The 13,357-nt window shown below is 65.7% G+C and carries 16 protein-coding genes; 8 read left to right on the top strand and 8 right to left on the bottom strand.

The features are described from left to right. Positions 1-21 precede the first annotated feature (21 nt). The 3 genes from VJ109_RS12870 to VJ109_RS12860 all read right to left on the bottom strand — a co-directional run bounded on the left by VJ109_RS12870 (position 22) and on the right by VJ109_RS12860 (position 2,454). Positions 22-774 (bottom strand): VOC family protein, encoded by a 753-nt coding sequence (locus VJ109_RS12870; protein WP_324757247.1) that lies wholly within the window; start codon positions 772-774, stop codon positions 22-24. Between the two features lie 31 nt (positions 775-805). Further along, positions 806-1,252 (bottom strand): TIGR04206 family protein, encoded by a 447-nt coding sequence (locus VJ109_RS12865; protein WP_324757245.1) that lies wholly within the window; start codon positions 1,250-1,252, stop codon positions 806-808. An 89-nt stretch (positions 1,253-1,341) separates the two neighbouring features. Continuing rightward, positions 1,342-2,454, bottom strand: a complete 1,113-nt coding sequence (locus VJ109_RS12860) for an OBG GTPase family GTP-binding protein (RefSeq protein ID WP_324757243.1) — start codon at positions 2,452-2,454, stop codon at positions 1,342-1,344. A 135-nt stretch (positions 2,455-2,589) separates the two neighbouring features. On the opposite strand from VJ109_RS12860, the gene VJ109_RS12855 reads away from it, so the two are divergent. Next, positions 2,590-2,790 (top strand): VNG_1110C family protein, encoded by a 201-nt coding sequence (locus VJ109_RS12855; protein ID WP_324757241.1) that lies wholly within the window; start codon positions 2,590-2,592, stop codon positions 2,788-2,790. Between the two features lie 129 nt (positions 2,791-2,919). Beyond that, a complete protein-coding gene (locus tag VJ109_RS12850; protein ID WP_324757239.1) occupies positions 2,920-3,408 on the top strand; it encodes a 50S ribosomal protein L11 in 489 nt (162 codons plus the stop codon). A gap of 21 nt (positions 3,409-3,429) precedes the next feature. Here VJ109_RS12850 and VJ109_RS12845 read toward each other — a convergent pair whose 3' ends face one another. Further along, positions 3,430-5,073, bottom strand: a complete 1,644-nt coding sequence (locus VJ109_RS12845) for a sensor histidine kinase (RefSeq protein ID WP_324757237.1) — start codon at positions 5,071-5,073, stop codon at positions 3,430-3,432. A 150-nt stretch (positions 5,074-5,223) separates the two neighbouring features. Here VJ109_RS12845 and VJ109_RS12840 point away from each other — a divergent pair, with 150 nt between their 5' ends. The 4 genes from VJ109_RS12840 (at position 5,224) to VJ109_RS12825 (ending at position 8,609) form a co-directional block, all read left to right on the top strand. Further along, positions 5,224-5,862 (top strand): 50S ribosomal protein L1, encoded by a 639-nt coding sequence (locus VJ109_RS12840; protein ID WP_276222346.1) that lies wholly within the window; start codon positions 5,224-5,226, stop codon positions 5,860-5,862. Between the two features lies 1 nt (position 5,863). Continuing rightward, a complete protein-coding gene (locus VJ109_RS12835; protein WP_324757234.1) occupies positions 5,864-6,907 on the top strand; it encodes a 50S ribosomal protein L10 in 1,044 nt (347 codons plus the stop codon). Positions 6,908-6,922: 15 nt separating this feature from the next. After that, positions 6,923-7,273 (top strand): 50S ribosomal protein P1, encoded by a 351-nt coding sequence (gene rpl12p / locus VJ109_RS12830; RefSeq protein ID WP_324757232.1) that lies wholly within the window; start codon positions 6,923-6,925, stop codon positions 7,271-7,273. A 109-nt stretch (positions 7,274-7,382) separates the two neighbouring features. Next, a complete protein-coding gene (locus VJ109_RS12825; RefSeq protein WP_324757230.1) occupies positions 7,383-8,609 on the top strand; it encodes a tripartite tricarboxylate transporter permease in 1,227 nt (408 codons plus the stop codon). Here the strand turns inward: VJ109_RS12825 and corA are convergent. The 3 genes from corA to cysS all read right to left on the bottom strand — a co-directional run bounded on the left by corA (position 8,604) and on the right by cysS (position 11,335). After that, complete coding sequence (corA, locus tag VJ109_RS12820) at positions 8,604-9,581, bottom strand: magnesium/cobalt transporter CorA (protein WP_324757229.1); 978 nt, start codon at positions 9,579-9,581, stop codon at positions 8,604-8,606. The two genes, VJ109_RS12825 and corA, sit on opposite strands and share 6 nt — an antisense overlap. Then, complete coding sequence (locus VJ109_RS12815) at positions 9,578-9,745, bottom strand: hypothetical protein (RefSeq protein WP_324757228.1); 168 nt, start codon at positions 9,743-9,745, stop codon at positions 9,578-9,580. Before VJ109_RS12815 ends, corA begins: the two co-directional genes overlap by 4 nt. A gap of 111 nt (positions 9,746-9,856) precedes the next feature. After that, positions 9,857-11,335: a cysteine--tRNA ligase gene (cysS, locus tag VJ109_RS12810; RefSeq protein ID WP_324757227.1), complete on the bottom strand. Its 1,479-nt coding sequence runs from the start codon at positions 11,333-11,335 to the stop codon at positions 9,857-9,859. Between the two features lie 89 nt (positions 11,336-11,424). Here cysS and VJ109_RS12805 point away from each other — a divergent pair, with 89 nt between their 5' ends. Beyond that, positions 11,425-11,859, top strand: a complete 435-nt coding sequence (locus tag VJ109_RS12805; protein ID WP_324757226.1) for a type IV pilin domain-containing protein — start codon at positions 11,425-11,427, stop codon at positions 11,857-11,859. Here the strand turns inward: VJ109_RS12805 and VJ109_RS12800 are convergent. Next, a complete protein-coding gene (locus VJ109_RS12800; RefSeq protein ID WP_324757224.1) occupies positions 11,856-12,326 on the bottom strand; it encodes a DUF7523 family protein in 471 nt (156 codons plus the stop codon). The two genes, VJ109_RS12805 and VJ109_RS12800, sit on opposite strands and share 4 nt — an antisense overlap. Before the next feature lie 85 nt (positions 12,327-12,411). Here VJ109_RS12800 and VJ109_RS12795 point away from each other — a divergent pair, with 85 nt between their 5' ends. Further along, positions 12,412-13,293: a CbiX/SirB N-terminal domain-containing protein gene (locus tag VJ109_RS12795; RefSeq protein WP_324757222.1), complete on the top strand. Its 882-nt coding sequence runs from the start codon at positions 12,412-12,414 to the stop codon at positions 13,291-13,293. The last annotated feature ends 64 nt before the right edge of the window (positions 13,294-13,357 follow it).

Below are 13,357 nucleotides of genomic sequence, written 5' to 3'. Positions count from 1 at the left end.
TTTGCCCGACCTAATTGGGACTCAGTTGGTAACGACCTCGATCTCGTGGCCGTCGAGGTCTTTGGTGAACGCGTATCGGTCGTCACAACTCGCCGGGTCGCGGTAGTCCTCGGCGTGGCGGTCCACGAGTGTCCCCCACGTCTCGTGGAGGTCGTCGGTCCGGACCGCGAGGTGTCCCCAGGCGTCGCCCAACTCGTAGGACCGCCCGTCGTAGTTGTAGGTCAACTCGACCGACATCGCCTCCGGCGGTGCGTCGCTGGGCTCGACGAAGTACAGCGCGAAGTCGTCGAACTCCTCCCGCCGGGTGAGATCGTAGTCCAGTTTGCGGACGTACCAGCCGATCGCCTCGTCGGCGTCCTCGACGCGGAGCATCGTGTGGTCCAGGGACCACTTCGCCCCGTGGTCGCGCTCGACGATCTCGACCTCGTGGCCGTCGGGATCTTTGACGAAGGCGTAGGAGCCACCACAGGAGTCCGGATCGCGGTAGTCCTCCGCGCCGGCGTCCATCAGTTCCTCGTAGGCCTCGTAGACATCCTCACAGCGGACGGCGATGTGTCCCCAGGCGTCGCCCATCGTGTACGTGCGCCCGTCGTGGTTGTACGTCAGCTCCAGCAGCGCCCCCTGATCGTGGACATCCTCGGGGCCGAGGAAGACGTTCGTGAACGTCTCGGCCTCCCAGCGGCCCTTCTCCTCGTAGTCGAGGTACGTCTGGTACCAGTCGAGTGCGGCGTCCAGATCCTCGACGCGCATCATCGTATGATCCAGTGTCAGCATATCCGGATCGAAGGCCGGCGGGGCGAAAAGACTACCGGGAGCGGCCACCGCTATCAGGGGCGACGAGCGGCCAGTAGTACCACCAGACGACGGCCAACAACAGAACGGTCCCGACCGGAAGCGCGACGTAGCCGATCCGCCGGTTGAATCCCAGAAACACGCTCACCTGTGTGAGTCCGGCACCGACGAGTGCGAGTGCAGTGATCCGCTCGTCCTCGCGCCAGACGACACCCGACACCGCGCTCGCGAGCGCGAGGAGATAGAGGACAACGCCGCTCCGCCAGGCTTCGATGAACGCAGGGAGCCCCTGGGTGAACCGGTAGAAGTAGTCGTAGATCGAGACCACGGCCAGCGGGTTCGTGTTGAACAGCCCGAAGGTGAACAGCACCGTCAACTCACCGCCGATAACCAGAACCGTCCACGGGAGAACCCCGACGGCGAGGACGGCGATCAGGCGTCGACGCGGACCCTGTCCCATACCGGTAGCCAGTGGTGGAGCGGTATATCACTCACGGACGCGCGCTCGCGGGTGCACGCGGAACTGAAATCATGAAGTTAATCGGCTACTCACTTCCTGGCGATGATCCGAAGCACGTCCTCGTCGGCGAGTTCGTGGTCGCGGCCGACCTGTTGTTCGTCGTGTTTCGCACTGGGACCGGAGACACGGGCGAAGCGGAACCGGTCGTCGAAACTCCCACCCAACTTCTCGCAGGCCGCACCGACGGTATCGCCCTCACGAAGGATCAGCGGCTCCTCGTAGTCGACGCCGCGGCCGGGTTTGTCCATGTAGATCCGTATCAGACCCAGCTCCTCCCAGATCCGTTCGGTGAGTCCGTCGAGTCCCCGCTTCTCCTCGGCGCTGATGAAGATCGCATCGTCGGGGTCGATGTCGCGGTCCTCCAGTTCGCTCTCGACCGTCGGGAGGTAGTCGGGCTCGATGAGATCGGCCTTGTTCACGACGGTGATCGAGGGGAGATAGACGCGGTTGTCCATCACACCATCGATCAGCCGGTCGAGATCGACCTGCTCACCGATCGTCACGTCGGCGTTGACGTAGCCGTGTTCGCGCAACACGGACTTGATCGTCTCCTCGTCGAGGTCCAGATCGACCGAACTGTTGACGCTGAGCCCGTCCTTGGCTTTCTTGCGAATGGTGACCCGTGGGGGGTCCCGGTCGAGACGGATCTTGTTCTTGTAGAGTTCCTCGGAGAGTCGGTCGTACTGGTCGATCTCGAAGACGGAGACCATGAAGACGATGAGATCCGCGGTCCGAACCACGGAGAGGACCTCCTGTCCGCCACCACGGCCGCCGGCGGCCCCCTCGATCAGCCCCGGCACGTCGAGGATCTGGATGTTGGCGCCCTTGTGTTTGAGCATGCCCGGGTACACGTCCAGGGTCGTGAACTCGTAGGCACCCGTCTCGGAGTCGGCGTTCGTCAGCGCGTTCAACAGCGTCGATTTCCCGACACTGGGAAAGCCCACGAGCGCGACGGTCGCGTCCCCGTGTTTCTCGACGCCGTAGCCGCCACCGCCGCCGGAGGAGGACTGCTGTTGTTCGAGCTTCTCCTTTTTTTCGGCGAGTTTCGACTTCAACCGGCCGATGTGTGCCTCCGTGGACTTGTTGTAGGGCGTACTGGCGATTTCGTCCTCCAGTTCCTGGATCTCCTCTTCGAGCCCCATCGTGTGTACGTCGGCCCCTCACACCGAATAAGACTTTCTTCCCTGGGTCGCGACGCGTGGGGACAGCAGACTATCCCGAACAATCACACATGTAATTCGATACACCTATACGGCACCCACCATCAAAAATCGACAATGGGAGACGCCAACCGGTTCCGCGACAGTACGCAGATCCTGTTGCCAGCGGGTGCACTGGACGGCGTCCGCGAGGAACTCGAACAACAGTTTACCCTCACGGTCCGGGAGGAGGGAAACCAGGTCCGGATCATCGGTTCGCCAGTCGAGATCAAAGACGCCGGCGACTTCCTCGCGATGAACGGCGTGGCCTTCGCGTGATCGCGACGCTGTGCAAGATCTAGCGGTTTGCTGGAAGCCGCCGGCACCGACGAAAACAGCCATGTGGAGCGGTCACGCGGGTGTCGGTGAAACGCAATCCTTTAAGCCGCCGGGAGAAATGGCCCATACATGGCTGGAACTATCGAAGTACTCGTTCCCGGTGGAGAGGCCAATCCCGGCCCGCCGCTCGGTCCGGAACTCGGCCCGACACCGGTGGACGTACAGGCAGTCGTCCAGGAGATCAACGACCAGACGGAAGCGTTCGACGGGACCGAGGTCCCGGTCACGATCGAATACGAGGACGATGGCTCGTTCACTATCGAAGTCGGTGTCCCGCCGACGGCCGAACTCATCAAAGACGAGGCCGGCTTCGACACCGGAAGCGGTGAACCCCACGAGGAGTTCGTCGCCGACCTCTCCGTCGATCAGATCAAGCAGATCGCGGAGCAGAAACACCCCGACCTGCTCTCGTACGACCTGACGAACGCAGCGAAGGAAGTCGTCGGGACCTGTACCTCGCTGGGCGTCACCATCGAGGGCGAGAACCCCCGCGAGTTCAAAGCGAAGATCGACGCCGGCGAGTACGACGACGTGTTCGCGGCGGAAGCGTCGGCATAACCCCGTCTGTACTGCGTTTCTTTAGGCGCGCTCCTCGGTAGCCTCGGCGCCGGGCAGCGTGATCGTGATCGCCGTTCCGCGCTGTGTCCCGGTCGCGATGGATATCTCGCCGCCGAGTGAGTCGACCAACCACTTCACGAGCCACAGCCCCAGTCCGTTCCCGTGTGAGGTCGGTGTCTCGTCGCGGGTTCCGGCGAGCAGTTCCGTTTCGAGGTCCGGAATGCCCGGGCCGTTGTCGGCGACGGTGATGGCCGCAGTGTCGGTCTGGCAGGACACGCGAAGCGTCACGCTTCGGTCCGAAGCGGGCAGGTCGTTGTGTTCGAGCGCGTTCCGTCCGAGTTCCGTGACGAGTGGGAAGAGAACCCGGGCCGCGTAGACCGGTACCGCCTCGCCGAGGTCGGTTTCGATCGCCGCCTCGGGGTACTCGTCACGGAGCGTCTCGGCGATCTCGTCGATCGCGCGTGTCGCGTCGATACGGTCGATCCCGGTTGGATTGCCGCTCCACAGTTCGTTCTGAATCGTGCGTGCGTGCTCGCTCATCTCCATGAACGACTCGGCCCTGGCCTGGATGCGTTCCGCCGAGCGCTCGACCGGCTCGGGGACGTCCTCGGTGTCGAGAATCCGCTCGGCGGACAACAGGATCACCGACATGTCGTTCCGGAGGTTGTGGCGGAACACGCGATTGAACACGAGCATCTGGGATGTCCGGCGGTCCAGTGTCGCGGCCAGTTCGCTGAACCGATGGGAGATCCGTTGCCACTCCGTCGTCGTCCCCAAATCGACGGTCGTCCCGTAGTTCCCCGACTCAAGCGCGTCGAAACCAGCGACGAGTTCGTCGATCTGTCGGATCGTCAACCGCGATGCCCAGATTCCCAGGACGGCAACGGCAAACAGTGTCAGGGCGAGCGCACCGAACTGGTAGCTGCTCGCCCGCCGGATCGGTTGTGCGACGGCCGCCCTGTCGACGGCGACGGTAACCGTCCAGCCAGTCTGATCGACGGGGGCGGTCGCAGTGAACCGCTCACCGCTCGGGGGCGGGTCCGAGTAGAGTCGTGTGTCGTCGGCCGAGCGGACGGTCAACGCCTGTTCCGGGGGCAGTAGCGTCGTCGAGGACTCGAAGAAGTTCGTCGCCGTGAGATGGAACGCGCCGTTGAGCGTCCCGACGACGTTCCCGTGTTGTCTGATCGGCGCCGAGATCGTGACGATGAAGTTCCCGCTTTCGGCTTCGAACGGGGCGCTAATGTACTGCTTCCCGTCGAGGGCTTCCTGGACGTACGGTCTGGTACTGAAGTCGGTGCCGATTAGTTCAGCCCGTTGCTCGGCGGAGAGTCCCGCCGAGTCGATCGCGACCATCGTCCCGTTTGCGGCGACGACCGACACCCCCTCGAACGCCGTCTGGCTTCGAAAGGTGGCGAGAGCGCTTCGCTGTGCAGGTGCTCCGTGGGCCGCGATGTCGTCGTTGGTGGCCCAAAGTGAGACCGTCGCCTGTTTCTCCCCCAGCCTCGTGTCGATATCGTGGGCGACCGTCTCTGCAGACGTGTTGAGCCTCGTCCGCTCCTGTTGTGTGACCTCCTGTTTGTGGAGGGAAAACCCGGCAAAGACGACCCCGGAGAGGACAAGCGCGACTGCGGCGAGCGTCAGGAAAAACGTCGTCCGCAGGTGCATTGTCGTGTAGTGAGGCCATTGTGGCATAAATGGACCGGGAAGGTGGGTTCGACGCTTTTAAGTGTCGCATTGGCATCTACTCGGACGAGACAGGCATCCGCCTGTTTCACTGACCCGTAGAAGCCACTTGGCGTACTACGGAGGTGAACAATGGCAGATCAAGAAATAGAGCAAGCAGTCTCTCGCGCACTCGAGGACGCACCCCAGCGGAATTTCCGTGAAACGGTGGACCTCGCGATCAACCTGCGCGACCTAGATCTTAACGACCCGTCGAACCGCGTCGACGAGTCCGTCGTTCTGCCTTCCGGCACCGGTCAGGAGACCACGATTGTGGTCTTCGCCGAGGGTGAGACAGCCCTTCGTGCCGAGGAGGCAGCCGACGACGTACTCGACCACGACGATCTCGAAGAGCTTGGCGACGACGACGACGCCGCCAAGGACCTCGCCGATGACACCGACTTCTTCATCGCGGAGAAGGGACTCATGCAGGACATCGGCCGATACCTCGGGACCGTCCTGGGCCCACGCGGGAAGATGCCGGAACCGCTCGATCCCGACGACGACGTCGTCGAGGTCATCAACCGCATGAAAAACACCGTCCAGCTGCGCAGCGGGGAGCGGCGAACGTTCCACACGCGCGTCGGTGCACAGGACATGTCCGCCGAGGACATCGCCGACAACATCGACGTTATCCTGCGCCGTCTGCACGCGGACCTCGAAAAGGGGCCGATGAACATCGACACGGTCTTCGTCAAGACCACGATGGGCCCCGCCGTGGAGGTGGCCTGAGATGAGCGCCGAAGGAGAGCGAAAGACCGAGACGATCCCGCAGTGGAAACAGGACGAGGTCGACGACATCGTCGGGATGATCGAATCCTACGAGAGCGTCGGCGTCGTCAACATCGCGGGGATTCCGTCCCGCCAGCTCCAGGACATGCGTCGTGACCTGCACGGCACCGCGGAGCTTCGGGTCGCCCGGAACACGCTCCTCTCGCGTGCGGTCGAGGAGGTCGACGACGGTCTCGAACAGCTCACCGACTACGTGGCCGGACAGGTCGGTCTCATCGGGACGAACGACAACCCGTTCTCGCTGTTCCAGTCCCTCGAAGCGTCGAAGACGCCCGCACCGATCGGTGCCGGCGAGATCGCGCCCAACGACATCGTGATCCCCGAAGGGGACACGGGCGTCGATCCGGGGCCGTTCGTCGGTGAACTCCAGAGTGTCGGTGCCGACGCACGCATCCAGGAAGGATCGATCCAGGTCCTCTCGGACTCGACCGTGCTCGACGCCGGCGAGGAGGTCTCCCAGGAGCTCGCGAACGTGCTGAACGAGCTCGGGATCGAGCCCAAGGAAGTCGGGCTCGATCTCCGTGCGGTGTTCGCCGACGGCGTCCTGTTCGAACCCGACGAACTCGAACTGGACATCGAGGCCTACGAGAGCGACATCAAGGCGGCCGCCAGGCAGGCGTTCAACCTCTCGGTCAACGCCGAGTACCCGACCGCGACGACGGCCCCGACGCTGCTGCAGTCGGCCCGCGCCGACGCCAAGAGCCTCGCGCTCCAGGCAGCCATCGAGGACCCCGAGGTCGTCCCCGACCTCGTGAGCAAGGCCGACGCACAGGTCCGCTCGCTCGCCGCGCAGATCGACGATCCGGAGGCGCTGCCCGAGGAACTCCAGGACGTGGAGGCCGAGGCAGCCACAGAGGAACCGGCTGACGACCAAGACGACACCGCATCCGACGAGCCCGCCGACGAGGACGACGCGGCCGAGGAGGCCGAGGACGACGACGATGACGACGAAGACGCCGGCGACGCGCTCGGAGCGATGTTCTAACTCACAACGACAACAATGGAATACGTTTACGCTGCACTCATCCTGAACGAATCGGGCGAAGAGATCAACCAGAGCAACCTCACCGACGTGCTCGAAGCCGCCGGTGTCGACGTCGAGGAATCCCGCGTCAAGGCACTCATCGCCGCGCTGGAAGACGTCGACATCGAGGAGGCCGTCGAGCAGGCGTCGGCCGCACCGGTCCCGGCAAGCGGTGGCGCCGCGGCACCCGCTGCTGACGACACCGACGACGACGCCGACGACGGTGGCGACGAGGCCGAAGAAGCTGCCGACGAGGGCGGCGACGACGGTGACGACGACGAGGACGACGAGGCCAGCGGCGAAGGTCTCGGCGAACTCTTCGGCTAAGTCGACGACGACACACACCTTTCTTTGCGCGACGCGACCGGGTAGCGACGGCGTTCCCGACACCGGGCCGCCCTGACGTTCAAGTACCGGCACGGGGCCAGGCCCGGGCGTGTTCGGGCTTCCCGCCGTCGGGCTGTCGACACCGACCCTGCCGTTGCTCGTCGCCATCGTGGCCGGGGTCGGCCTCGGAACCGTCAGCGGCCTCGTCCCGGGGCTACACGCCAACACGTTCGCCCTGTTGCTGGCAGCGATCGCGGGAGCGGTACCCGGCTCGGCGGTCGCCGTCGGCGCGGCGATGCTGGCCGCCGGGGTGACACACACCTTCCTCGATATCGTCCCGGCGCTGGCACTTGGCGTCCCCGATCCGGCGATGGCGGCCAACGCCCTTCCCGGACACCGGCTGGTCATCCAGGGTCGCGGACGGGAGGCGCTGCGGCTCTCGGCGCTGGGCAGCGGGCTGGCCGTAGCGTTTGCAGTGCCACTCGCCATCCCAGTGACGCTCGTGATGCAGCGGGCGTACCCGCTCGTCGCGGAACGGCTCCCGCTGGTGCTGGGCGTTATCGCGGCACTGCTGGTCGTGACCGAACAGGACCGGCGGGCAGCGGTCGGCGCCTGTTGTTCGCTCGCCGCGAGCGGCGCGCTGGGCGTCTGGCTGCTCGATGCGTCCGTCTCGGCGGTGCTCCCGGTCGCGGACGTGCTCGTCCCGCTGTTCTCGGGGCTGTTCGGTGCGCCGGTGTTGCTCTCGGCCATCGACGGGGACGGTGTCCCGCCACAGTCGGGGACCACGGTGACCGTCCCGCGGAACACGGTAGCACGGCTGGCGGCCGTCGGGACCCTCTGTGGCGCCGTCGTCGGCTATCTCCCGGGCGTCTCCAGCGCCGTCGCGGCGACCCTGGCACTCGGACTGACGAGCGGGCGTGGCCCGCGGGCGTTCACCGTGACGACCAGCGGTGTCAACACGGCGACGGCCGTCTTCGCCCTGTTCGCCCTCGTCGCGCTCGGGACTCCCAGAACCGGCGTGCTGGTCGCACTCGACCAGGTCGGTCCGCCGCTGGCGCTGCCCTGGCTGCTCACGGCCGTCGCCGTCGCCGCGCTTTCCGGTGCCGTCCTCGTCCCCCTCCTCGGGGACCGCTACCTGCGGACGGTCGGCCGGCTCGATCCGGCCGTCCTCTCGGTGTCGGTACTCGTCGGCCTGCTCGTGCTGTCGTACGTCTTCGCCGGTGGGGTCGGCGTCGGCGCGTTCGGGCTAGCCACGGCGGTCGGTCACCTCCCGCCGTATTTCGGCGCCCGCCGCGCGACGCTCATGGGGGTGTTGCTCGTCCCGCTGGCGTTATAAGTAGCCCCGCTGGCGGAAGTGGGCGAGCATGACGACGACGATGAACACCATGCCGACCATCGTCGCCGGGTAACCGAACGTCCAGCTCAGTTCGGGCATGTTGTACGGGCTGTCGGCGAAGTTCATCCCGTAGACCCCGACGACGAACGTCAGCGGGATGAAGATCGTCGCGACCACCGTCAACACCTTCATCACCTCGTTGGTCGACTGCGAGAGCGTGTTGAGGTAGATGTCCCGGGCACCGGCGACCAGGTCCCGGTAGGTCTCGGTGAGGTCGACGACCTGGACGAGATGGTCGTAGACGTCACGGAAGTACTTCTCCGTCTCCTGCTGGATCTGGTCCGGATCACCGCGGGCCAGGACTCCCACGGCCTCCCGTGTCGGCCACGCGACCTTCCGGAACGAGAGGAGGTCCCGGCGGACATCATTGATCTTCTCTAAGGTCTCGATCTCCGTCGAGACAGTCACCTCCTCCTCGATCTCCTCGATATCGGTCTCGATGCCGTCCAGCAGATCGAAGTAGCCGTCGACGATGACATCGACGACCCGGTAGGCGGTGAAATCCGGCCCGCGGTGGAGGAGTCGTTCGTCGCCACGGCTGACCGCATCGAGGACCCGCTGGACCGGCTGGGCCGGCCCCGTCGCGACGGTGACGACCCAATCGCTCCCGATGAAGATCCCGACGGGACTGGTCGCGACCTCCTTCTCGAAAGTCGTCTCGCCGGGGGTAAGCGTCGCAGTCTTCAGCAACACGAAGGTGTAGGTCGGGAACTCCTCGGTCTTGGCCCGGACCTGACTCTGGATGTCCTCGATGGTGAGCGGGTGCAGATCGAACGCCGACCGGACGCTGTCGAGTTCCTCGACCGTCGCCTCGGCGGCGTGAACCCAGGTCGTCCCAGTCGCTTGTCGCGCCGCCGTGAGGTCGTCGTACTCGACGGGCTGGCCGTCGGCGTAGACGACCGCGGAGATCACGCTTCCTCCTCGCGCGAGACTCTACCGACCGAGAGGACCGTGAGCCCGACCATGACGGCAGTTATCGAGAACGCACGGCCGGGGTAGGGGACGACCACGCCTGCGGCGTATCCGGCGGCTCCCGCGAGCGTCAGCACTGTCCCGGCGATGGCGGCGGGATGCATGGGCCACACCTCGCGCCGCCCGTAAAAAAACGTACCCCCGGCACGGAAAGCCAACAGTCTGTAACAGGCGTCCATCGGTCCCGGACACGATGAGAAACCACCTACAGTCGCTTACAGCCGGTAGGTCGGTCCGTCGTCGGTGTCCTGAACTTCCACACCGATTGCTTCGAGTTCATCACGGAGTTCGTCGGCGCGCTCGTAGTTGCCGGCCGCCCGCTCCTGTTCGCGGACGTTCAAGACGAGTTCCACGAGGTCGCCGGCGACAGTGACCTCGCTGTCCTGCTCGGTCCCGAACCCGAGTCCAAGCACCTCGCCGCCGAACGTCTCGAAGGCCGCGATAGCCTGCCGGAGTCCCCGGTAGTCGTATGCCTCGTGGTCGTCGACGTGGGTGTTGACCGCCGCCGTCAGGTCCAGCAGGGCAGTCGTCGCTTCCCGGGTGTTGAAGTCGTCGTTCATCGCCGTGGCGAACGCGTCGGTGGCCGTCTCGACCGCGGATCGGAGCGTCTCATCGGTGACCGTCGCGTAGGCGTCGACGCTGTCACAGGCCTCAACGGCCCGCTCGTAGCCCCGTTCCAGTCGGTCCCAGCGTTCCTGGGCCTCCGCGATGGTCTCGTCGCTGTAGGTCGCCCGCGAGGTGTACGCCGTCGACAGCAGGAAGGTCCGGAGTACGTCGGGACCGAACTCCGCGACGGCCTCGCTGACGGTGAAGTAGTTCCCCAGCGAGGAGGACATCTTCTCGTCGTCGGTCTCCAGCAGGCGGACGTGGAGCCAGTAGTTGGCGAACTGCTGGCCGGTCGCGGCCTCGCTCTGGGCGATCTCGTTCTCGTGGTGAGGGAAGACGAGGTCCTGGCCCCCGACGTGGACATCGATGGTCTCGTCGAGGTGGGTCATCGACATCGCCGAACACTCGATGTGCCAGCCGGGACGACCTTCGCCCCAGGGGGAATCCCACGTCTGGGCGGTCTCGCAGGCCTCCTCGGCGGGGTCGGCTTCGGGGTGTCGATGCTCGGCGATATCCTCGGGGCCGACGCCGCCGGCCTTCCAGAGGGCGAAATCCGCCGGGTGGCGCTTCTCGGATTCGGCGTCGGTCCCCTGTGCCTCGATGTCCTCGACGGTCTGGTTCGAGAGTTTGCCGTACGCCTCGAAACTCGTCACGTCGAAATACACGGAGCCGTTGGCCTCGTAGGCGTGGCCGCCCTCGACGAGGCGTTCGACCAGGTCGACGATCTCGGGGACGTGTTCGGAGACGCGCGGGTAGACCTCGGCCCGGTCGAGGTTCAGCGAGCGCATGTCCTCGATGACCTGCCGGACGTAGTGGCGTGCCACGTCGGCCTCGCTGTCGCCGTCCTCGCCGACCCGGGCGACGATCTTCTCGTTGATGTCGGTGAAGTTCTCGACGTGGCGGACGTCGTAGCCGACCTGCTCCAGCCAGCGACACATCACGTCGACGTGGACCCAGCCGCGGGCGTGGCCCAGGTGAGGTGGGTCCGAAGTCGTCAGCCCGCAGTAGTAGAGCAAGACAGAGTCGGGGTCCGACGGTTCGAAGCGTTCTTTCTCGCCGGTCAGCGTGTTCGTCACGCGAAGCGTCATTACCCGTGTCCACTCCGCCCGTTCGTTTCAAGCCGTCGGAACGGCTCGATTGCCCAACCGATATGTATGACATCGGCAAACAGACTGCCGTGAACCGTGGGAGAGCGTCCTCGGCAGTACTGGGGAACCTGCTGCTCGTCGTGGTCGTGATCGTCTTCGCCGCCGGGCTTTCGGTGCTCGCCTTCGACATCGGGGAGTCGATCGACAGTAGCGAGCCGACCGCGTCGGTGACGATCACCACGGCGACCGAGCCCAGTCGGAGTGCGGACTGCCACCCGACGATGGAGACGGCGTTGCTGCGGATCAGCCACGAGGCCGGGAGCACCATCCAGACCGACGAACTCCGCCTGACCGGCGCGACGCCGACCGGTGAGGGCCTCGCGTTGACCGACCGTTGTACGGGACTGGGGAGCCAGTTGAGCGCGCGGGAATCGTTCACCGTCGCCGCGATGGCCGGCGATACCGTCAGCCTCCAGTGGCAGACAGCGGGAGCAAACGCCACACTGGCCGAGTGGTCGGGTTAGCTCACGACCGCTTCGACCACTCTGAGTGCGTCCGGGCCGTCCCGCCGCCCGACGGCGACGATCAGGGAGTCCCCGTCGGCAGCCGCCACCTCGACCTCGATATCGGTCGCCCGGAGACGGCCGAGTACGTCGCCCAACAGTCGGGGAGAGACATCGCCCGTGGCGACGATGCCGGTGAGCGAGCCACCGCCAGCAGCCAGCGACCGGTCGCCAACCGTCACGAGCGGGTCCGCCCCGTCGGCCGGGCCGAGTCCACTCTGCATGGAGACGCGGGCGTCGCCGGCCGGTGGGTCGTAGTCGTCTAACTCCTCGGCGAAGCGCCGAAGCGCCGTCGCGACGGCCTCCGTCTCACCGTCGACATCGAGGGTTCGCGCGGCGGCGGTGTAGTTGACCACGCCCGCCCGGAGCGCGTCGTAGAGGAACGGCCGCGCCCTGGCTGCGTCACGTGTCTGGGCTGCGAGTGACATACCTACGTCGCCGTGCCGAACCGTCAAAAGCGTGTCTCGCCGTCGTGGCGAAGCTCCTAAGACCGGTTCGACCTAACGCAGAGCTATGAAGCCAGCGCTCGTCATCGCGGCTCACGGGTCGCATCTCAACGCCGAGTCGAGCACCCCGACGTTCAGCCACGCCGATACGATCCGGGCGACCGGCGCGTTCAGCGAGGTCCGCGAGTCCTTCTGGAAGGAGGAACCGGCCTTCCGGGAGGGGCTGCGGACCGTCGACGCCGAAGAAGTGTATCTGGTCCCGCTGTTCGTCTCGGAGGGGTATTTCACCGAGCAGGTCATCCCCCGGGAGTTCCGCCTGGAGGGGTGGGACCCCGATCTGTGGGAGTCGGACGGCACCAGTGCGAGTGACGCGAGCCTGACCGCCGGCGACACCGGGCAGACGGTCCACTACTGTGGTCCGGTCGGAACCCACGACTCGATGAGCGATGTCATCGTCCAGCGCGCCAAGTCCGTCACCGGCGACCCGGACGTGGGCGAGGGGTTCGGTCTCGCGGTGGTCGGCCACGGCACCGAGCGCAACGAGAACTCCGCGAAGGCGATCGAATACCACGCCGACCGCATCCGGGAGATGGACCGTTTCGACGAGGTGCAGGCGCTGTTCATGGACGAGGATCCCGAGGTCGACGACGTGACCGACTTCTTCGAGTCCGACGATATCGTCGTGGTCCCGCTGTTCATCGCCGACGGCTACCACACCCAGGAGGACATCCCCGAGGACATGGGGCTCTGTGAGGACTACCGCGAGGGGTACGACGTGCCGACCGAGGTCGACGGCCACGACATCTGGTACGCCGGTGCCGTCGGCACCGAACCGCTGATGGCCGACGTGGTGTTGGAGCGGGCCGCCGACGCCGGCGCGGACGTCTCGGGGGCGATCGATCAGGTCCGGGACCGGACCCGCGGTGCCGATCCCGCGACCGGAGACTGAACGGGCGCGTCGGTCGCCGGTACCGCAGTGGAACGGGCGGCTTTTTGCGATCCGCCTCCAACCC

The organism is Haloarcula montana, assembly GCF_035666295.1.
GTDB lineage: Archaea > Halobacteriota > Halobacteria > Halobacteriales > Haloarculaceae > Haloarcula > Haloarcula montana.
The sequence above is the reverse complement of the archived record's forward strand: the minus strand, read 5'-3'. Positions and strand labels throughout refer to the sequence as shown.